Annotated in this window: 19 protein-coding genes; 14 read left to right on the top strand and 5 right to left on the bottom strand. The window is 67.2% G+C overall.

The annotated features are described in order from the left end of the window. The first annotated feature begins 20 nt into the window (after nucleotides 1-20). From FHT98_RS01145 to FHT98_RS01110, 8 genes are all read left to right on the top strand, one after another. Nucleotides 21-1061 carry an ABC transporter ATP-binding protein gene (locus FHT98_RS01145; protein WP_465246927.1) on the top strand — a complete coding sequence of 347 codons (1041 nt, stop codon included), beginning with the start codon at nucleotides 21-23 and terminating at the stop codon, nucleotides 1059-1061. A gap of 81 nt (nucleotides 1062-1142) precedes the next feature. Next, nucleotides 1143-1388, top strand: coding sequence for a twin-arginine translocase TatA/TatE family subunit (locus tag FHT98_RS01140; protein WP_061967485.1), 246 nt, complete (start codon nucleotides 1143-1145; stop codon nucleotides 1386-1388). A gap of 47 nt (nucleotides 1389-1435) precedes the next feature. Continuing rightward, on the top strand, nucleotides 1436-2107 hold the full coding sequence (gene tatB / locus FHT98_RS01135; RefSeq protein WP_142111889.1) for a Sec-independent protein translocase protein TatB: 672 nt from the start codon (nucleotides 1436-1438) through the stop codon (nucleotides 2105-2107). Then, entirely contained in the window at nucleotides 2104-2916 is an 813-nt protein-coding gene (gene tatC / locus FHT98_RS01130; protein ID WP_061967488.1) for a twin-arginine translocase subunit TatC, read from the top strand. Before tatB ends, tatC begins: the two co-directional genes overlap by 4 nt. A 115-nt stretch (nucleotides 2917-3031) precedes the next feature. Continuing rightward, nucleotides 3032-4333, top strand: a complete 1302-nt coding sequence (gene serS / locus FHT98_RS01125; protein ID WP_113584330.1) for a serine--tRNA ligase — start codon at nucleotides 3032-3034, stop codon at nucleotides 4331-4333. A 3-nt stretch (nucleotides 4334-4336) separates the two neighbouring features. After that, a complete protein-coding gene (gene surE, locus FHT98_RS01120) occupies nucleotides 4337-5098 on the top strand; it encodes a 5'/3'-nucleotidase SurE (RefSeq protein WP_113584329.1) in 762 nt (253 codons plus the stop codon). Nucleotides 5099-5117: 19 nt separating this feature from the next. Next, nucleotides 5118-5780, top strand: coding sequence for a protein-L-isoaspartate O-methyltransferase family protein (locus tag FHT98_RS01115; protein WP_061967494.1), 663 nt, complete (start codon nucleotides 5118-5120; stop codon nucleotides 5778-5780). Nucleotides 5781-6024: 244 nt separating this feature from the next. Further along, on the top strand, nucleotides 6025-7254 hold the full coding sequence (locus tag FHT98_RS01110; RefSeq protein WP_113584328.1) for a LysM peptidoglycan-binding domain-containing M23 family metallopeptidase: 1230 nt from the start codon (nucleotides 6025-6027) through the stop codon (nucleotides 7252-7254). 218 nt (nucleotides 7255-7472) lie between these two features. Here the strand turns inward: FHT98_RS01110 and FHT98_RS01105 are convergent, their stop codons facing one another. After that, a complete protein-coding gene (locus FHT98_RS01105) occupies nucleotides 7473-8351 on the bottom strand; it encodes an ATP-binding protein (protein WP_113584327.1) in 879 nt (292 codons plus the stop codon). Nucleotides 8352-8690: 339 nt separating this feature from the next. Here FHT98_RS01105 and yajC point away from each other — a divergent pair, with 339 nt between their 5' ends. The 5 genes from yajC to FHT98_RS01080 all read left to right on the top strand — a co-directional run bounded on the left by yajC (nucleotide 8691) and on the right by FHT98_RS01080 (nucleotide 13012). Continuing rightward, on the top strand, nucleotides 8691-8966 hold the full coding sequence (gene yajC / locus FHT98_RS01100; protein WP_061968270.1) for a preprotein translocase subunit YajC: 276 nt from the start codon (nucleotides 8691-8693) through the stop codon (nucleotides 8964-8966). A 62-nt stretch (nucleotides 8967-9028) separates the two neighbouring features. Continuing rightward, nucleotides 9029-10639: a protein translocase subunit SecD gene (gene secD, locus FHT98_RS01095; protein ID WP_061967500.1), complete on the top strand. Its 1611-nt coding sequence runs from the start codon at nucleotides 9029-9031 to the stop codon at nucleotides 10637-10639. A gap of 33 nt (nucleotides 10640-10672) precedes the next feature. After that, entirely contained in the window at nucleotides 10673-11635 is a 963-nt protein-coding gene (secF, locus tag FHT98_RS01090) for a protein translocase subunit SecF (protein WP_061968272.1), read from the top strand. Nucleotides 11636-11642: 7 nt separating this feature from the next. After that, the gene (locus tag FHT98_RS01085) at nucleotides 11643-12020 is read left to right on the top strand and encodes an Mth938-like domain-containing protein (RefSeq protein ID WP_248309119.1); all 378 of its coding nucleotides are present in this window, start codon (nucleotides 11643-11645) and stop codon (nucleotides 12018-12020) included. 80 nt (nucleotides 12021-12100) lie between these two features. Then, on the top strand, nucleotides 12101-13012 hold the full coding sequence (locus FHT98_RS01080; RefSeq protein ID WP_248309118.1) for a phytoene/squalene synthase family protein: 912 nt from the start codon (nucleotides 12101-12103) through the stop codon (nucleotides 13010-13012). A 19-nt stretch (nucleotides 13013-13031) separates the two neighbouring features. Here FHT98_RS01080 and FHT98_RS01075 read toward each other — a convergent pair whose 3' ends face one another. The 3 genes from FHT98_RS01075 to FHT98_RS01065 all read right to left on the bottom strand — a co-directional run bounded on the left by FHT98_RS01075 (nucleotide 13032) and on the right by FHT98_RS01065 (nucleotide 16209). Beyond that, entirely contained in the window at nucleotides 13032-14342 is a 1311-nt protein-coding gene (locus FHT98_RS01075) for an MFS transporter (RefSeq protein WP_142111887.1), read from the bottom strand. A 123-nt stretch (nucleotides 14343-14465) separates the two neighbouring features. Next, nucleotides 14466-15869, bottom strand: a complete 1404-nt coding sequence (gene trmFO, locus FHT98_RS01070) for a methylenetetrahydrofolate--tRNA-(uracil(54)-C(5))-methyltransferase (FADH(2)-oxidizing) TrmFO (RefSeq protein ID WP_142111885.1) — start codon at nucleotides 15867-15869, stop codon at nucleotides 14466-14468. A gap of 184 nt (nucleotides 15870-16053) precedes the next feature. Then, the gene (locus tag FHT98_RS01065; RefSeq protein ID WP_082009515.1) at nucleotides 16054-16209 is read right to left on the bottom strand and encodes a DUF1127 domain-containing protein; all 156 of its coding nucleotides are present in this window, start codon (nucleotides 16207-16209) and stop codon (nucleotides 16054-16056) included. A gap of 555 nt (nucleotides 16210-16764) precedes the next feature. Between FHT98_RS01065 and FHT98_RS01060 the strand changes: the two genes are divergently transcribed. Continuing rightward, nucleotides 16765-17109, top strand: a complete 345-nt coding sequence (locus tag FHT98_RS01060) for a hypothetical protein (RefSeq protein ID WP_142111883.1) — start codon at nucleotides 16765-16767, stop codon at nucleotides 17107-17109. 85 nt (nucleotides 17110-17194) lie between these two features. On the opposite strand, the gene FHT98_RS01055 is transcribed toward FHT98_RS01060, so the two are convergent. Continuing rightward, nucleotides 17195-19516: a heavy metal translocating P-type ATPase gene (locus tag FHT98_RS01055; protein WP_142111881.1), complete on the bottom strand. Its 2322-nt coding sequence runs from the start codon at nucleotides 19514-19516 to the stop codon at nucleotides 17195-17197. Nucleotides 19517-19556: the final 40 nt, after the last annotated feature.

Raw genomic sequence — 19556 nt, 5'->3', positions numbered from 1 at the left:
CGGCCGGCGCGGCGATCCCGATGGCGCTCGGCTTCGAGAACGTGACGCAGCGCTTCGGCGCGGTGACGGCGCTGTCTCATGTCTCGCTCTCCGTCAAACCCGGCGAGATCGTCGCGCTTCTCGGCCAGTCCGGCTGCGGCAAGACGACGCTGCTCAGGCTCGCCGCCGGGGTCGAGCGGCCGAGCGCTGGGCGCGTGCTGCTGGAGGGACGCGACGTTTCGACACCTGAGCGCTTCGTCGAGCCCGAACATCGCGGCGTCGGTTTCGTCTTCCAGGACTATGCGCTGTTTCCGCATCTTTCCGTGCGCGACAACGTTCGCTTCGGCCTGCGCGGCCAGGCGCCTGCTGCTGCCGATGCGACCGCCTTGCGGGCGCTGGGACGGGTCGGGCTCGCGGAACTCGCCGATTCCTATCCGCACATGCTCTCGGGCGGTGAGCAGCAGCGCGTCGCGCTGGCGCGCGCGATCGCGCCGCGGCCGGGCGTGCTGCTGATGGACGAGCCCTTCTCCAATCTCGACCGGCGCCTGCGCGACGTGGTGCGCGACGAGACCGCTGCGCTGCTGGAGGAAACCGGCGCCACCTCGATCATCGTCACGCATGATCCCGAGGACGCGATGCGCATAGCCGACCGGATCGTACTGATGCGGGCGGGGCGGATCGTCCAGGTCGGCACGGGCGAGGAGCTTTACCGACAGCCCGGCAGCCTCTTTGCCGCCCGATTTTTCTGCGATCTAACCGAGGTCGAGGGCCGGGTTTCCGACGGCGCGGTCGATACGCCGTTCGGCCGCTTCGCGGCGCCGGGCATCGCGGAGGGAATGATGGCGGTCGCCTGCATCCGGCCGCATCGCGTCCGCATCGTACCGAAGGGGTATTACCTGCGCGGACGGTTGACCGGCCGGCGCTTCCTCGGGGAGGCCGACCATCTGCAGGTGATGGTGGACGGCTTCGATCGGGCCTTGTCGGTTCGCGCGCCGCTCTCCGGCGAGATCGCGGTGGGCGACGAAATCGGGGTCGAGATTCCGTCGGACGAAGTCCTTGTGTTTCCGGCCGCGGATCAATAGGTTCCGCCGCCGAACGATCGACCGGACAAGGATTTGGTTGGGGCCATTCCCCGGTCGACGCAATTTCGGAGGAGTTTCGCCATGGGTGGCGTGAGCATTTGGCACTGGATTGTCGTCGGCGTCATCGTGATGCTGCTGTTTGGACGCGGCAAGGTTTCCGAGTTGATGGGCGACGTCGCCAAGGGCATCAAATCGTTCAAGAAGGGCATGGCCGAGGATGACGAGGCGACGCCGACCGCGACGAACGTCGATCCCAAGGTGATCGACCAGACGAAGGCCGACAACGCTGCCGCCCAGGCCCAGGCCAAGGCCGAGCACAAGGCCTGATGCCGCTGCACCCCTCTGGGGTGTAGGCTTGAGAGGACGAGCCGTCGATGTTCGACATCGCCTGGAGCGAGATGGTGCTGATCGGAGCGGTAGCGCTCGTGGTGATCGGCCCGAAGGACCTGCCCAAAGCCCTGCGTACCGTCGGTCAGACGGTTGCCCGGGTGCGACGCATGGCGTCGGAATTCCAGGGGCAGTTCAATGAGGCGATGCGCGAGGCCGAACTCTCCGACCTGAAGAAGCAGGTCGAGGATGTCGGCGGATCGGTGTCGAGTGCGCTCAACAGCGACTTCAAGCCGATCGATTCCCTCAAGGACTTCGAAACCCCGAAGCCTGACGAAGCAGCGCTGAAGGAGGCCGAGGCCAAGCTCGCCGCGCTGCCGCAGCCCGAGCCGCTGCCGCCCGTCCAGATCGAGACGCCGAAGCCCGCCGACAAGCCGAAGCGGGCGCGTAAGACCGCGGCCGAGCCGGCTGTCGAGGCTCCGGTTGCTGTGGTCGAGCCGAGCCCGGCGAAGCCTGCCCGCAAGCGCAGCGCCAAGGCTGCCGAAGGGCCGGCCGCCGTCGAAGCACCGGCTCCGGCGCCTGTCGCAACCGTGCCGGCCAAGCCTCCGAAGGCTGTCGCTGCTGCGCGCAAGCCGAAGCTCGCTGCTGCCCCGACTGAGCCCGCCAAGCCTGCCGCCCGCAAGCGCAAGACCGCCAAGGGCGAGGAGAATTCCGCATGAGCGTCGCCAATCCTCGTGCGGGCGAGGACGAGATCGAGGCCTCGCGCGCGCCGCTCATCGAGCATCTGGTCGAATTGCGCTCTCGCCTGATCAAGTCGCTGATCGCCTTCCTGATCATGTTCTTCATCTGCTTCGGCTTCTCGACGCAGATCTACAACATTCTGGTGCTGCCCTATGTCTGGGCCGCCGGCAGCGCCGCCAATGCGCAGTTGATCTATACCGGCCCGCTCGAACTGCTCTTCACCCATATCAAGGTGGCGGCCTTCGGCGCCGGCTTCTTCGCCTTTCCGGTGATCGCGACGCAGATCTACAAATTCGTGGCGCCCGGCCTCTACAAGAACGAGAAGGCCGCTTTCGCGCCTTATCTGATCGCGACGCCGGTGTTCTTCACGCTCGGCGCCACGCTGGTGTTCTTCTTCGCCATGCCGGTGTTGATGAAGTTCTCGCTCGGCATGCAGCAGGCCGCGACCGAGACCCAGGCCGGCATCGCGCTCCTGCCGAAGGTCAGCGAATATCTCTCGCTGATCATGACGCTGATCTTCGCCTTCGGCATCGCCTTCCAGCTGCCGGTGATCCTGACCCTGCTCGGGCAGGCCGGCATCATCGATTCGAAGTTCCTCAAGGAAAAGCGCCGCTACGCCATCGTCTTCGTCTTCGTCGTGGCGGCGGTGCTGACGCCGCCGGACGTGATCTCGCAACTGATGCTCGCGATCCCGATGATGCTGCTCTACGAGCTCTCGGTGTTCTCGGTGCGCCGGGTCGAGAAGAAGAGCGAAGCGGCGAAGGCCGAAGAGGACGCGGCGGAGTAGTCTATCTCCGCCCGGATTGACGGCGGAGATGGCGACAACGGTGGTTCCCTCGCGCGTGATCCCGGTCTAGAGCATCCATCGCTGCATTCCGCAGCGATGGCATGGCCGGACGACGATGTACGACATCAGATGGATTCGCGAGAACGCCGCGGCGTTCGACAAGGGGCTTGAACGCAGGGGCCTGGCGCCGCTGTCGTCCTCGCTGCTCGAACTCGACGATGTCCGCCGCTCGTCGATCGCCAAGGCGCAGGCCACGCAGGAGCGCCGCAACGCGCTCTCCAAGGAGATCGGCAAGGCGATGGGCGCGAAGGATGTCGCGCTCGCCGATAAGCTGAAGGCCGAGGTCGCAGCGCTCAAGGAGCAGCAGCCGGCGCTGGAGGACGAGGAGAAGGCCGCCAAGGACGCGCTCGACGAGACGCTTGCCGCGATCCCGAACGCGCCCTTCGACGACGTGCCGGATGGCGCCGACGAGCACGGCAATGTCGTGCTGCATGTCCATGGCGTGAAGCCGGAAGAGCGTGGGCTGCTCAAGGGCGTCAACGCCCCCAAGCAGCATTTCGAGCTGGGCGAGGCGCTCGGCCAGATGGATTTCGAGAAGGCGGCCAAGCTCTCCGGCTCGCGCTTCGTCGTGCTGCAGAGCCAGATCGCGCGGCTATCGCGCGCGATCGGGCAGTTCATGCTCGACACGCACACGGAAGAGCACGGCTATACCGAGGTCAATCCGCCGCTGCTGGTGCGCGACGATGCGATGTTCGGCACGGCGCAATTGCCGAAGTTCCGTGAGGACCAGTTCCGCGCCGGTGAGGACCATTGGCTGATCCCGACCGCCGAGGTGCCGCTGACCAATCTCGCAAGGGAATCAATCCTCTCCGAGGAGGAGCTGCCGCTTCGATTCACCGCGCTCACGCCCTGCTTCCGCTCGGAAGCCGGCTCGGCCGGGCGCGACACCCGCGGCATGCTGCGCCAGCACCAGTTCGAGAAGGTCGAGCTCGTCTCGATCACGGCGCCCGAGAAATCGCGCGAGGAGCATGAGCGCATGCTCGCCTGCGCCGAGGCCGTGCTGAAGAAGCTCGACCTGCATTATCGCGTGATGACGCTCTGTACCGGTGACATGGGTTTCGCTTCGCAGAAGACCTGGGACATCGAGGCCTGGCTGCCCGGCCAGAAGACCTATCGCGAGATCTCGTCCTGCTCTGTCTGCGGCGATTTCCAGGCGCGGCGGATGAACGCCCGCTACAAGACCAGGGACGGCAAGGGGCCGTTCTTCGTGCACACCCTCAACGGCTCGGGCACGGCGGTCGGCCGCGCGCTGATCGCGGTGATGGAGAACTACCAGAACGCCGACGGCTCGATCACCGTGCCCGACGTGCTGGTGCCCTATATGCGCGGCGTGACGCGGATCGAGAAGGCGGCCTGAGACATGCGTATCCTCGTCACCAATGATGACGGCATCCATGCCGAGGGCCTGGCCGTGCTGGAGCGCATCGCGCGCCAGCTCTCCGAAGATGTCTGGGTCGTGGCGCCCGAGACAGACCAGTCGGGCGTCGCACATTCACTGTCGCTGTCCAATCCGCTGCGTCTGCGCCAGATCGAGGAGAAGCGCTTCGCGGTGCAGGGCACGCCGACTGATTGCGTGATCATGGCGGTGCGCGCCGTCATGAAGGAGGCGCGGCCCGATCTCGTGCTCTCCGGCGTCAACCGGGGCTCGAACGTCGCCGAGGACGTGACCTATTCCGGCACCATCGCCGCCGCCATGGAAGGTACGCTGCTCGGCGTGCCCTCGATCGCGGTGAGCCAGGCCTATATGCCGGGCAATCGCGATTCGATCCGCTGGGACTGCGCCGAAAGCCACGCGCCGGGCATCATCCGGCGCCTGCTGGAGGAGGGCATTCCGGAGGGCGTGCTGTTCAACCTCAACTTCCCCAATGCCGGGCCGGACGAGGTCGAGGGCGTCGCCGTCACGGTGCAGGGGCGGCGCGACCAGGAGATCGTGCAGCTCGAACCGCGCAAGGACGGCCGCGGCAATCCCTATTACTGGATCGCCTTCCAGCGCAGCGGCAAGGAGCCGGCCAACGGCACCGACCTGAAGGCGCTGGCGGAGAAGCGTATCTCGATCACGCCGCTGGAACTCGACCTGACGCATGAACCGACGCTGACGCGCTTCGCGCGACTGTTCGCCTGAGCGGGAAGCGGGGAGGGGCATGAGCGAGGACGCGCCGGCCAGCGAAGGCGAGCGTACCGTCGCCTTCCTGCTTTCTCTCCGCGCACGGGGCGTGCGCGATCTCGCGCTGCTGCGCGCGATGGAGCGGGTGCCGCGGGACCGCTTCGCACCGGCTCGCTTCGCCGATCTCGCCCGGCAGGACGTGTCCGTGCCGCTGCCTTGCGGCCAGACGATGACAGCTCCGCACACCGTCGCCAACCTGCTCGTGGCGCTCGACATGCAGCCGGGCGCACGCGTGCTCGAAGTCGGGACCGGCTCGGGCTACGTCTCGGCCCTGCTCGCCGCCATGGGCGGCGAGGTCGTTTCGCTGGAGCGCTATCGCTCGCTGGCATTGGCTGCGCATGAGCGCGTCTCCGATAGCGGCTTCGGCGGAGCCGTCGACCTGCGCCATGCCGACGGGTTCCAGCCCGACCGGACGCTCGGCCGCTTCGACCGCATTCTCGTCAACGGCGTCACCCAGGCGGTGCCCGAGGCACTGCTGGCGCGACTCTCGCCCGGCGGGCGCCTGGTCGGCGCGCTGCGCGTCGAGGGCGCGGCGCGACGGGTGGTGGTCACCCATCTCGATGATGGACAGTTCGACCATGCGACCGGGCCGGTCCTGCGCCTGCCGCCGCTGATTCCGGGCCGCTCGCGCGCCTTGTGAGACCGCCGCCATGCCAATGGCGTCTATGCAGGCCATTTGAAAAATCCAAAAAAATGAAGACGGCGGGCTGAGCGAAACGCTTTCGTAACCTCAACGGGACTTTAATCTCCGTCATCGAGTTGCGTCGTTCGCGAGTACTCAGTTCATGCGTAGCCAAGCCGGATCGATCAATCCCCGCACTCTTCGTCGGTTGTCGACGGTGTGCCTGTTCGCTCTCAGCGTCAGTGCATGCTCGTCGGACGCGATGCGTTTCACCGACACGCCCTTCGACAGTCCGTTCAAGTCGGCCCAGGCTCCGACGCCTTTCCGCGATCCGGCCACCACCGGCTCGATCGGGCGGGTGGCGAGCGCGCCGCTGCAGCCGGTCAATCCCGCGCCTGTCGTCCGGTCGCAGCCGCTGCCGCCGCCGCAATCGGCCGTCGCGCTGAATGCCGCGCCGCCGCAGGCCGTCTCGGGCAGTGCTGCCGGCTGGTCCGCGCAGGGCGGCACGCCGGTCGTGCTCGCCCAGGGCGAGTCCCTCGATACGATTTCGTCGCGCTACGGCGTGCCGCGCGCCGCGATCATGTCGGCGAACGGGCTGAGCAACGCGAATGTCGCTCCCGGCACGCGGATCACCATTCCCGTCTATAACGCGGCTGCTTCAGCGGCTCCCGCTCGTCAGGTTGCCCAGGCTCCGGCCGAGACCCAGCGCTTCGTTGCCGGGCCGTCTGCCGCCACGCGCTCCCCTTCGCCGGCCGCCGATTCCAGGGCGCAGGCCAGGGCGGCCGCCGAGGAGAAGGCCAGTGCCGCCGCGGAAGCCAGGGCGAAAGCCACGGCCGACGCCCAGGCCATGAAGGAATCCCGCGCCCGCTTCGCCGCCGAGGCCAAGGCCAAGGCGGCTGCCCGCAAGACCGCGGCTCTGCCGACGCCGGCGGCCAAGCCTGCTGCCACGGTCGCCGCCGTGAAGCCGGTGCCCGAGGCGAAGCCGGCCAAGCCCGTCGTCGTGGCCAGCGCGCCTGCGGCCGAGCCGAAGGCGAGCGCGATCCCCCGGTCCGAGCCCGTCGCCGAGCCGAAGACCACCGCCAGCATTCCGAAGCAGGAGACCGAGGCGACCGCTGCGTCCGACAAGGCGGATTTCCGCTGGCCAGCTCGTGGCCGCGTGATCTCCGGCTATAGCGGCAAGGGCGGCAACGAGGGCATCAATATCGCGGTTCCCGAGGGCACGCCGATCAAGGCGGCCGAGGGCGGCACGGTCGCCTATGCCGGCAGCGAGCTGAAGGGCTACGGCAATCTCGTGCTGATCCGCCACCCGAACGGCTATGTCTCGGCCTATGCCCATAACGGCGAGCTCAAGGTGAAGCGCGGCGACGCCGTCAAGCGCGGCCAGGTCGTCGCCAGCTCGGGCCAGACCGGCAATGTCTCCTCGCCGCAGCTGCATTTCGAGCTACGCAAGGGCTCTGCCCCGGTCGATCCGACGCCTTATCTGAACAACTGAGCTGCGGACGACGTTTCAGCCTTCGATCGGTTCCGCGAGACCCTCCCGATCGAAAAGAACGGGGCTGCCCTAGAAAAGGGCGGCCCCGTTTTTCGTTTGCCCGGCCTCGTCATGCCCGGGCTCGACCCGGGCATCTCGGGCAGAAAAGGGCGCCTCTTCCGGAACGAGATTCTCGGGTCTTCGCTACGTTTCGCCCGAGAATGACGGTGGCGTTCGGCTTACCCCTCCAGCCGCTTGCCCAGCCGGCCTGCCAGATCCTGGATGTACTGCCAGGCGGTGCGGCCGGAGCGCGAGCCGCGCGTCGTCGACCATTCCAGCGCGTCGCGGCGCAATTCGTCGGCAGCGACGTTCAGACCGAAATGGCCGGCATAGCCGTTGATCATCTCGAGATACTCGTCCTGGCTGCATTTGTGGAAGCCGAGCCAGAGACCGAATCGGTCCGAGAGCGAAACCTTCTCCTCGATCGCCTCGCCCGGATTGATCGAGGTCGAGCGCTCGTTGTCCATCATGTCGCGCGGCAGCAAGTGGCGGCGATTCGAGGTCGCATAGAACACGACATTGTCCGGTCGCCCTTCGACGCCGCCGTCGAGCACCGCCTTCAACGACTTGTAGGAGGTGTCGTCGCTGTCGAAGGACAGATCGTCGCAGAAGACGATGGCGCGGTGCGGATCGTTGCGCAACTGGCTCATCAGCGCCGGCAGGCTCTCGATGTCCTCGCGGTGGATTTCGATCAGCTTCAGCGGCAGCATTTCCCTGGCGAGGCGCTGGTTGGTGTCGGCATGAACCGCCTTGACCAGCGAGGACTTGCCCATGCCGCGTGCGCCCCAGAGCAGCACGTTGTTGGCCGGCAGGCCTTTGGCAAAGCGCTCGGTATTCTCGGCCAGCGTGTCACGCACGCGATCGACGCCGCGCAAAAGCGAGAGCCCGACGCGATTGACCTTCGGCACCGGCACGAGCTCCGAACCCGCCGCCTGCCAGACGAAGGCGTCGGCGGCCTTGAGGTCGGCGGCCTTGCGCCGGGGCGGGGCGATGCGCTCCAGGGCATCGGCGATGCGCAGCAGCGTGGCCAGCGTCTGGTCGGGAGCGGTCGTGGTCATGGCATCCGTGCCTTCGTTTCGTGCCGTTGAACCGTACCGTACCGTCCGGTACGGTTCTTGCCGCTAGCTAAACCACGCCGTGGATCGCGCGCAAGGGGCATTGCGCGAATGGCGGCCAACCCATAGGTGAGGGGCTGCGTGCGGGCGACCGGGCGCGTCCGATTGATTTCACGGCGTTGCTGGCTATAGTCCGCGCGATTTTCCGGCCGGGCGATGGTTTTGCCGCGTCTTTCTGTCTAGAGACCTGCGGTCGGCGGCGTGCCGCCGCCGTACCAGAGGAGTGTATTCGTGATCACCCCCGCTTTCGCCCAGGCGACAGGAGCCGGTGGCGGCACCGACATGCTGATCCAGCTCGTGCCGTTCCTGCTGATCTTCGTCATCATGTGGTTCCTGATCATCCGGCCGCAGCAGCGCCGGGCGAAGAGCCATCAGGAGCTGATCAAGAACGTGCGCCGCGGCGACACGGTCGTCACCTCCGGCGGCATGATCGCGAAGGTCTCGAAGGTCGTCGACGACGGCGAGCTGGAAGTCGAGATCGCCGACGGCGTGCGCGTGCGCATCGTGCGCGGCATGATCCAGGACGTCCGCTCCAAGAGCGAGCCGGTCAAGAACTGAGAATGCCACGGTCAGGCTCCGCTTGCGGAGCCTGAGCCACGACAACAAGGCTGTTCACGCAGATGCTTCGTCTCCAGGCCCGCAAGGTCATCCTCGTCCTGCTCGTGCTGTTCGTCGGCTGCGGGCTCGCCGTGCCGAACCTCTTGTCGCCTGAGACGCGCAAGGCCATCGAAACCAACGCGCCGTCCTGGATTCCGCGCGCATTGCTGCCGATCCACGCGGTGGTGCTCGGCCTTGATTTGCAGGGCGGCTCCCACGTCCTGCTGGAAATCGACCGGGCCGAGCTGGTGCGCAGCCAGGTCGTCCAGCTGCGCGACGACGTTCGCCGCATCCTGCGCGAGGAGCGCGCCGCACCCCAGGGCGGCATCCAGACGACGCCCCGCGGCGTACAGGTCCGCGTTCCCGATGCAGCCGAGCGCGGGCGCGTTCTGCCCAAGCTGCGCGAGCTCGCCCAGCCGATCGGCACGCTCGGCGCCTTCGGCCCCTCCGGCAACCAGTCGATCATCATCGCCGAGCAGCCCGACGGGCTGATCCAGCTCACGGTCACGGAAGCCGGCTCCAACGAGCGCATCCGCCGCGCCGTCGAGCAGGCGATGGAAGTGCTGCGCCGGCGCGTCGACGCGCTCGGCACGACCGAGCCGAACATCCAGCGCCAGGGGCTCGACCGCATCCTGGTGCAGGTGCCGGGCCTGCAGGACCCGCAGAAGCTGAAGGATATCCTCGGCCAGACCGCGAAGCTCGAATTCCGCCTCGTCGGCGACGCCAACAGCGCCGATATCGACATGCTGCCGTCGCAGGATGCGGGCGGCCAGATGGTGCCGGTCCTGCGGCAGCCCTCGGTCGAGGGCGCCGACCTGATCGACGCGCAGCCGGCCTTCGATTCGCGCTCGGGCACGCCGATCGTCAATTTCCGCTTCAATATCCGCGGCGCCCAGCGCTTCGGCCAGATCACCACCGAGAACCTCGGCCGCCCGCTGGCGATCGTGCTCGACAACAAGGTGATCTCGTCGCCGGTGATCCAGTCGCCGATCACGGGCGGCTCCGGCCAGATTTCCGGCAACTTCACGGTCGAGCAGGTCAACAACCTGGCGATCCTGCTGCGCGCCGGCGCGCTGCCCGCCCGGATGACGATCGTCGAAGAGCGTACCGTCGGCCCCGGCCTCGGCGCCGACTCGATCCAGGCCGGCAAGATGGCGACCCTGATCGCGACCGTGCTGGTGGTGATCTACATGCTGGCGACCTATGGCATCTTCGGCATGATCGCGAGCATCGCGCTGCTCGTCCATGTCGGCCTGATCTTCGGCCTGATGTCCTTCCTCGGCGCGACGATGACGCTGCCCGGCATCGCCGGCATCGTGCTGACCATCGGCACCGCGGTCGACTCGAACGTGCTGATCTACGAGCGCATGCGCGAGGAGGAGCATCAGGGCCGCAGCCTCGTCTCGGCGCTCGAAGCGGGCTTCCAGCGCGCCTTCGCCACGATCATCGACTCCAACGTCACCATGCTGATCGCGGCCGTGGCGCTGTTCTCGCTCGGTTCCGGCCCGGTTCGCGGCTTCGCGGTCGTCTTCATCCTCGGCATCCTCACCACCGTCATCACGGCGGTGACGCTGACCCGGATGCTGATCGCGATCTGGTACCGCTGGGCCAAGCCCAAGCACCTCCCGTTCTGACGCTGCCAACCCCTCAGGAGATTGGCCATGCGCATGCGCCTGCTTCGTATCGTTCCCGACAACACCAAGTTCAAATTCGTCTGGTTCCGTCGCTTCAGCTATCCGCTGTCGGCTGCCTATTCGATCCTCGTCCTCGCGCTCTTCCTGACGGTCGGCCTGAATTTCGGCATCGACTTCAAGGGCGGCACCCTGATCGAGATGCAGACGAAGGGACAGGCCGTCGACATCGCCCAGATCCGCCATACCGCCAACGGGCTCGGCTTCGGCGAGGCCGAGGTGCAGGAATTCGGCTCGGGCGGCGAGGTCTCGATGCGTTTCGGCATGCAGCCGGGCGGCGAGACGGCGCAGCAGGCGGTCGTCGTGAAGGCGCGCGAGGCCTTCGCCTCCAGCTATGATTTCCGCCGCGTCGAGACGGTCGGTCCGCGCGTCTCGGGCGAACTGGTGCAGGCCGGCACGCTCGGCGTCGTGCTCGCGATCGTCGGCGTGCTGATCTATCTCTGGTTCCGCTTCGAGATGCCGCTGGCGATCGGCGCGATCCTCGGCACGCTGCACGATATCGTGCTGACCATCGGCTTCTTCCTGATCACGCAGCTTGAGTTCAACCTGACCTCGATCGCGGCGATCCTGACAATCGTCGGCTATTCGCTGAACGAAACCGTCGTGGTGTTCGACCGCACGCGCGAATTGCTGCGCCGCTACAAGACCATGCCGGTGGCCGAACTGCTCGACCTCTCGGTGAACTCGACGCTGTCGCGCACGGCGATGACGGCAACCACGACCTTCCTGTCGCTGCTGGCGCTCGTGCTGTTCGGTGGCACGGCAATCGAGGGCTTCGCCCTGGTCATGCTGTTCGGCGTCGTGGTCTGCACCTATTCCGCGATGTTCATCTCGACCCCGGTGCTGCTCTACATGGACGTCCGCTCGGCCGGCGCCCGTGAGGAAGCGCAGGAGGCGGCGCGCGTCGCCAAGGCTTCCGCTGCCAAGGCCAAGGCCTGAACGCGGCGTGCCGCGCTTCGAGGGCTTCGTTCCCGGCCGCTTTCCGCTCGACGCCATCGGCGCGGGCGGGTTCCGCTTCGCCGAGATGAGCCACAAGGGCTCGATCATCGCGACGCCGGCCGGCATCCGCATCTGGCCGGTGATGCGCTTTTCCGAGGTGACGATCGAGAGCCTGCAACCGGTGCTCGACGAGGCCGGGACGATCGATTTCCTGCTGATCGGCACAGGCGCGGATATCGCCTTCATTCCGCCCGCTCTGCGTGATCCGCTGAAACAGGCCGGGATCGCCGTCGAAGGCATGGCGACCGGAGCCGCGGCGCGGACCTACAATGTTCTGGTGGGCGAGGATCGGCGCGTGGCTGCGGCTTTGATCGCGGTCGACTGACGAATGGCGATTCGGGAAACCGGGCATGCCGACGACGCGTAGCGGGGGCAGGGCGCTTGCCCTAGATTGAAGGCGGCCACATGACGACGGGCCGAGGCGGGACGATGCCGCAGACCGATACCGACGACCGCAGGGAGATCGCGCCGGCGCGCCTGCCGGAGACTTATGCCCATTGCGCGGAGCTCGTCCGCGAACAGGATCAGGATCGCTATATCGCTGGTCTCTACGCGCCCGAGGACCGCCGGGCGGCGCTCTATGCGCTCTATGCCTTCAGCCTCGAGATCGCGCGGGTCCGGGCACTGGTGAGCGAGCCGCTGCCCGGCGAGGTCCGGCTGCAATGGTGGCGCGACGTGCTCGAAGGTCAGGCAGGCGGCGAGACGCAAGGACATCCGGTCGCCGCGGCCCTGCTCGACACGGTCAAACGCTATCGCCTGCCGGTCGCGCCGCTGACGGCGCTGATCGATGCGCGCATCTTCGATCTCTACGACGATCCGATGCCGTCGCTGCGCGACCTGGAAGGTTATGCCGGCGAGACGGCGAGCGCGGTGATCCGCCTGGCCTGCATCATCCTCGCCGGTGGGCGCGACCCCGGCGGCGCGACGGCCTGCGGCCATGCCGGCGTCGCCTATGCGCTGACCGGGCTGATGCGTGCCTTCCCATGGCACGCGGCCGAGGGGCAGGTCTATCTGCCGGCGGATATCCTCGCCCGCAACGGCGTGACACGCGACGATATCGTGCGCGGGCGCGGCGGGCCGGGCGTGCTCTATACGCTCAAGGAATTGCGCGAGATCGCGCGTGGGCACCTGAAGAAGCTCACCAGCCTGAGCGAGTCGATTCCGTCCGGGCTGAAGCCGGCCTTCCTGCCGGTGGCGCTGGTCGAGCCCTATCTCAAGCGGATGGAGGTCGGGGGATACGATCCCTACCGCACCATCATCACCCTGCCGGCCTGGCGCCGGCAGTGGGTGCTGTGGCGGGCGTCGCGGTCCCGCTGATCGCGACGCCTTCGGCCTGTCAGACGTGGACCGAGCGGCTCCGGATGATCAGGATCGCCGCGATCGAGAGCACGCAGCAGCCGATGATGTAGAGCGCGACATAGGTCGGCCGGCCGCCGGCAGCGCCGACCAGCGCCTGCGCGATGAAGGGCGTCGGACCGGCGACGAGCACGCCGTTGAGTTCCCGCGACATCGCCAGCCCCGAGAAGCGGTAACGCGTCGGGAACAGGTTCGTCAGGAAGGCGCCCTGTGCGCCCGAGGTCGAGCCGAAGCCGAGGCCGTAGCCGAGCGCGATGCCGATCGTGCACCAGAGCAGGCTGCCGGTGTCGAACAGCCAGAACAGCGGGAAGGCGAGCACGCCGATCACCAGCGAGCCGAAGATATAGACGGCTGCCGCCCCGATCTTGTCGGCCAGCGCGCCCATGAAGCCGACGCCGACGATGCCGAAGAGCGAGCCGATGGTAACGGCGATCAGCGCGTCCGTCCGGCTCATGCCGACCGTGTTGATCATGTAGCTCAGCGAGAAGGCACTCAGGATATAGGCGTTGGCGTTGTGGGCGGTCACCGACAGGAAGCCGAACAGCACCTCCTTCGGGCTCTCCCGGAAGAGCTGGCCGAGCGGGACCGACTGCTCGTGCCTGCGCTCCTCGGCGCGGGCCATCGCCTCGACATATTCCGGCGTCTCGTCGAGATGCTTGCGGATATAGAGCGCGACGAAGAACAGCACGCCGGAGAGCAGGAACGGTACGCGCCAGGCCCAGCCGAGCAGGGTCTGTTCCGGCAGATAGGAGATCGCGAGGAAGGACAGCGTCGCCAGCATGATGCCGACGAGCGTCGCGGCGTTGGGCAGGCCGGTATAGAAGGCGCGCTTGTTGGCCGGTGCGTATTCGGCCACCAGCACGATCGCGCCGGCGAGCTCGGCGCCCGCGCCGAAGCCCTGGATCAGTCGCATCAGCACCAGCAGGACCGGCGCCATGATGCCGATCGTCTCATAGGTCGGCAGCAGGCCCATCAGCACGGTGGCGAGGCCCATCAGCGTGATGGTCAGGATCAGCGCCGGCTTGCGGCCGAACTTGTCGCCAATATGCGAGATCACGATGCCGCCGACGGGCCGGGCGAAATAGCCGACGGCGAAGGTCGCGAAGGCGGCGAGCACGCCGGTCGTCGGGGAGAGATTGGGGAAGAACAGCTTGTTGATGATCAGGCCGGACGCCGCGCCATAGAGGGCGTAGTCGTACCATTCGATCACGGTGCCGACCGTCGCCGCGGTCACTGCCTTGCGGATATTCGCCTGGCTTGCGCCGCCGGCTGTTGCTGTCGTGGTTGCCATGGTTCCTGGGGCCTCCGGATTCTTGTCGGAGACCTGTAATCGACAATCGCAGCTCGGCCCATGCGCAGAGAGCTTGGCTTCTATGCGATGGTCCTTCCGGCAACCGTTCTGTGCATGGCGCGATCAGCCCGCGCTGGCTTCCGGAGCGGTGGCCCAGCGTTCCATCTCGGCCTTGGCACGGGCCGTCAGGGCCTGCTTGCGGGCGACGGTCTTGGCCGGGCCTTTCAGGCGCTTGCCGTCGGGGCCGGTGGTCGCGACGCCTTCGATCGGCGGGAACAGGCCGAAATTGATGTTCATCGGCTGGAAGGAGCGCGGTCCCTCGTCGATGGTGACGATGTGGCCGCCGGTGATGTGGTTGACCAGCGCGCCGAGTGCCGTCGTCGCGGGAGGGAGGGGCAGGTCGCGGCCGAGACGCTCGGCGGCGGCCATGCGGCCGGCGAGCAAGCCGGTGGCGGCGCTCTCGACATAGCCTTCGCAACCGGTGATCTGGCCGGCGAAGCGCAGGCGCTGGTCGGCCTTGAGGCGCAGACGGCCATCGAGCAGATTCGGCGAGTTCAGGTAGGTGTTGCGGTGGATGCCGCCGAGCCGCGCGAATTCGGCGTTCTGAAGACCGGGAATCATCCGGAAGATCGCAGCCTGCTCGCCATATTTCAGCTTGGTCTGGAAACCGGTCATGTTGAACAGGGTGCCGAGCGCGTTGTCCTGCCGGAGCTGGACCACGGCATAAGCCTTCACCGTCGGGTTATGCTTGTTGGTCAGGCCGACCGGCTTCATCGGCCCCCAGCGCAAGGTCTCGCGGCCACGCTCGGCCATCACCTCGATCGGCAGGCAGCCGTCGAAATAGGGCGTGCCCTCCCATTCCTTGAACTCGGTCTTCTCGGCGGCGAGCAGCGCGTCGATGAAGGCCTCGTACTGGTCGCGGTCGAGCGGGCAGTTGATGTAGTCGGCGCCGGTGCCGCCGGGGCCGGCCTTGTCGTAGCGCGACTGGAACCAGGCCTGATCCATGTCGACCGAATCGAAATGGACGATCGGGGCGATGGCGTCGAAGAAGGCGAGCGCGCCCTCGCCGGTCAGTGATTGCAGGCCCTCGGCCAAAGCCGGCGAGGTCAGAGGGCCGGTGGCGATGATGACGTTGTTCCATTCGGCCGGCGGGAGGCCGGCGATCTCGCCGCGATCGATGGTGACGAGGGGGTGGGCTTCGAGCGCCGCGGTGACGGCCTGCGAGAAGCCGTCACGGTCGACCGCGAGCGCGCCGCCGGCCGGCACCTGATGGGCATCGCCCTTGGCTATGATCAGCGAGTTCAGCCGGCGCATCTCCCAATGGAGCTGGCCGACGGCATTGCTGGAGGAATCGTCGGAGCGGAAGGAGTTCGAGCAGACGAGTTCGGCAAGCCCCTCGGTCTTGTGGGCGTCAGTGCCGCGGACGGGGCGCATCTCGTGGATGACGACGGGGACGCCGGCCTCGGCGATCTGCCAGGCGGCTTCGGAGCCGGCGAGACCGCCGCCGATGATGTGAACGGGTTCCATGGCTGGGATGTGTCCGCAGCCGGGGCGCAGGTCAAGGGACAGGCGGCCTGAAATGCAAAATGCCCGCCGTGAGGCGGGCATTCGCTCTTCGACCGAAGCTCGAGGGGAGGGGAATCACGAGCCTCAGGAGAAACTACACGGAACGCGCCGCGCCCGATGCGCGGCGGTTCTCATTCTCAAGCCTTCAGGCCGCGGCGTGCGAACGCGCGATGAAGGAGATCTCCGAGCGCGACAGGCCGAGATCGTCGAGCTCGCGGTCGGTCAGACGGGAGAGCTCGCGAACGGTCTCGCGATAGCGGAGGTAGGCGCGGATTTTAGCGGCGATCATGGTGACGAACATGGTGGTCTTCCTTGCGAGTATTCCGGACCGGGGCGGTGCCCACAGCGATAATTTCGTTGTGCACTGCATATAAACCGGACAGCCTGCTTCCAACAGGGGCACGCGATCAGCTCCGATATGCAATCAATGCATGACGAGTTAAGGTTCCGGTCATTTTCCTGGGATCGTTCTGCGCTGAACGTAACGCTTGCGGCAAAATTGCGGAAATCGGCAGCCTAATAATTGCTCATGCGATCGGATGGACGTGAGGGTAGTTATCGATTGCCTATAAAATAGTCATGTTGCAACTGCTAAATGGCGAGCGGGTGCGCCGGGGCACTTTTGCGTTGCAGCGGAGATCGGTCCGGCGGTGTTTTCGGACGATCGAAGGAGCGCATTTTCGCCACGAAGCAATCGGCATCCGGCAGCGTTTGCCGGGCAGATCTTGCCGAATTCCCTGGAGAGCATGGCCACGAATCGTGCGCCCTCCCTGTAAACGGCTGATTCTCGGGCGGTTTCGTGAAGCGGCCCCGGCGGCCCGAAGCTTGCCTGGCGGTTTGCTCAAAGGAGCAAGCCATGTCGAACCCGATCACGAACCGGCCGATCAGCCTGCCATTTACGAATCCGGTGAAGCCGGCGGCGCAGAACGACAGCAGCGCGGACAACAGCAACAGCGCCTCGGTCGCGGCGCCGTCCTCGATCGAGGACGAATTCCTGAAGATTGCGCGGATGTCGCCGGAGGAGCGGGTTCAGGCCGCGATCCTCGCCAAGCTCGGCATGAGCGAGGACGAGTTCAACAAGCTCGACGCCCAGGCCAAGGCCGACGTCATGACCAAGATCCGCGACGAAATGCTCAAGCAGATGGAAGCCAAGGGCGAGAACGCGAACAAGACCGGCGCGCTCGCCGACATCCGGGTCTGACAGACGCTTCAAGTCACCTTGTCATTCCGGGGCTTCGCGCCTGCGGCGCGCCCCGGAATGACAAGCGCATGCAACCTTTTCGCCGTCAGCTCGCCTTACCCGCATCGAAGCGCAGCAGCCGCAGCGCATTGGCGGTGACGATCACGGTCGCGCCGGTATCGGCGAGGATCGCGACCCAGAGGCCGGTATAGCCGAGCACGCTGGTCACGAGGAACACAGCCTTCAGCCCGAGCGCGATGGCGATATTCGTGCGGATATTGCCCATCGCCGCCCGCGCCAGCCGGATCAGCGCCGCGACATCGCGCACGCGGCTCTTCAAGACGGCGCCATCGGCCGTCTCCAGCGCGACATCGGTGCCCGAGCCCATGGCGATGCCGATGCTGGCGGCGGCCAGCGCCGGCGCGTCGTTGATGCCGTCGCCCACCATCATCACCGCCGTCTCGCCGGAGAAGGCCTTGATCGCCGCGACCTTGTCGTCGGGCATCAGCTCCGCCTTGTGCTCCATGCCGAGGCCAGCCGCGATGGCCGCGCCTGTGCGGGCATTGTCGCCGGTCAGCATGGTCGAGCGAATGCCCATCGCCTTGAGCTCGGCGATGGCCGCGGCCGCATCCTCGCGCGGCTCGTCGCGCAGCGCGATGAAGCCGGCGAGCGCACCGTCGACGATGACGGCGGCGACGGTCTTGCCGGCAGCCTCCAGCTCCTCCGCTGCCATGCGCGCCCGCTTGTCGAAGGGCGCGCGGCTCTCGGCATGGCGCGGGGCGCCGACGAAGACCGCACGGCCGTCGACCTTGCCGGTGACGCCCTGGCCGGCCAATGCCGCAGCTTCGGCCGCCGGCTTGTAGGCGATGCCGTCGGTGCGGGTGCGCTCCAGCACCGCCTCGGCCAGCGGATGCGACGAGCCGTGTTCGACCGCGGCGGCGAAGGCCAGGACCTCTGCCTCGCTGCCGGTGAGGGCAACGACATCGGTGACGCGTGGCTTGCCCTGGGTGAGGGTTCCCGTCTTGTCGAAGGCGACCAGCCCCGTCTTGGCGGCGGTCTCGATGACGACGCCGCCCTTCATCAGCAGGCCCTGGCGGGCGCCTGCCGACAAGGCGGCGGCGATCGCGGCGGGAACCGAGATGACCAGAGCGCAGGGGCAGCCGATCAAGAGCAGCGCCAGAGCCCGGTAGATCCAGACCGACCATTCGGCGCCGAGCAGGAGCGGGGGCACCAGCGCGACCAGCACCGCAAGCCCGACGATCGCCGGCATGTACCAGCGCGAGAAGCGGTCGATGAAGCGCTCGGTCGGGGCACGCGCCTCCTGCGCCTCCTCGACCAGACGGATGATGCGGGCGATGGTGTTGTCCTCGGCCGCCTTGTCGACGCGCACGCGCAGAGCTGCCTCGCGATTGACCGAGCCCGCATAGACGGGCTCGCCGACGCCCTTGGTCTTCGGCACGGATTCGCCGGTGACCGGGCTCTCGTCGATGCCGGAGGTGCCGTCGGTGATCTCGCCATCGGCCGGGATGCGGTCGCCAGGGCGGACCAGCACGACCTGGCCGATCCTGAGGCTCGCCGCGTCGACCTGACGGGTCGCGCCGTTTTCCTCGACGATGGCGGTCTTGGGGACGAGGTCGCCGAGGGCGCGGATCGAGGCGCGGGCGCGGTCCGCCGCGACGCCTTCCAGCACCTCGCCGACCGCGAAGAGGAAGACGACCAAAGCTGCCTCCTCGGCCGCGCCGATGAAGAGCGCGCCGATGGCGGCAATCGTCATCAGCATCTCGATGGTGAAGGGGATGCCGGCGCGGGCCGCGGCGAAGGCGCGCCTCGCCACGGGGGCGACGCCGACGACGCAGGCCAGGATGAAGGCCCAGTGGCCGATGCCCGGCCAGATCAGGCCGGCAGCATAGGCGGCGCCGAGAAACAGGCCGGTGGCAATGACGAGCCGGCCCTTGGCCGTCTGGTACCAGCTCGCGCCATCGGGCGTGGCCTCGTGGACATGGCCGGGCAGGCCGTGGCCGTGATCCTTTGCCGCGGCGGCGGACTTGGCGCCTTTCGGGGCGTGGTCATGGCCGGCATGGTCGTGGCCGGAATGATCGTGCTTGCGATCATGGTCATGTGCATGGCCACCATGGTCATGGCCGCAGCCGCAGGCGTCCTGTTCCGCCGCGGGGTGCGCGGTGGCCGGTGTCGCCAGTGCGGCAGTGGTGTAGCCGAGGCCGTTGACGCGCTTCTCGATCGCCTCCGGCGTGGTCGCGCCGGGGCCGAGCGCGAGCGTCAGCGTCTCCGACATCACTGAGAGTCTGACGTCGCTGACACCGGGCAGGCGCTCGACCGCGCCGCGAATCTTCGCCGCGCAGCTCGCGCAATCCATGCCGCCGACCTTCCAGGACAGGGTCTGGGCGGTGGTTTCGGGATGGGCGGCCATGAGGTGTCTCCGTCTCTCTTTCGCTACGGGACATCTCTCT

The sequence above is a fragment of the Allobosea sp. AK1 genome, from assembly GCF_006714945.1.
GTDB lineage: Bacteria > Pseudomonadota > Alphaproteobacteria > Rhizobiales > Beijerinckiaceae > Allobosea > Allobosea robiniae.
This window is presented reverse-complemented; position numbering and strand designations above follow the sequence as displayed.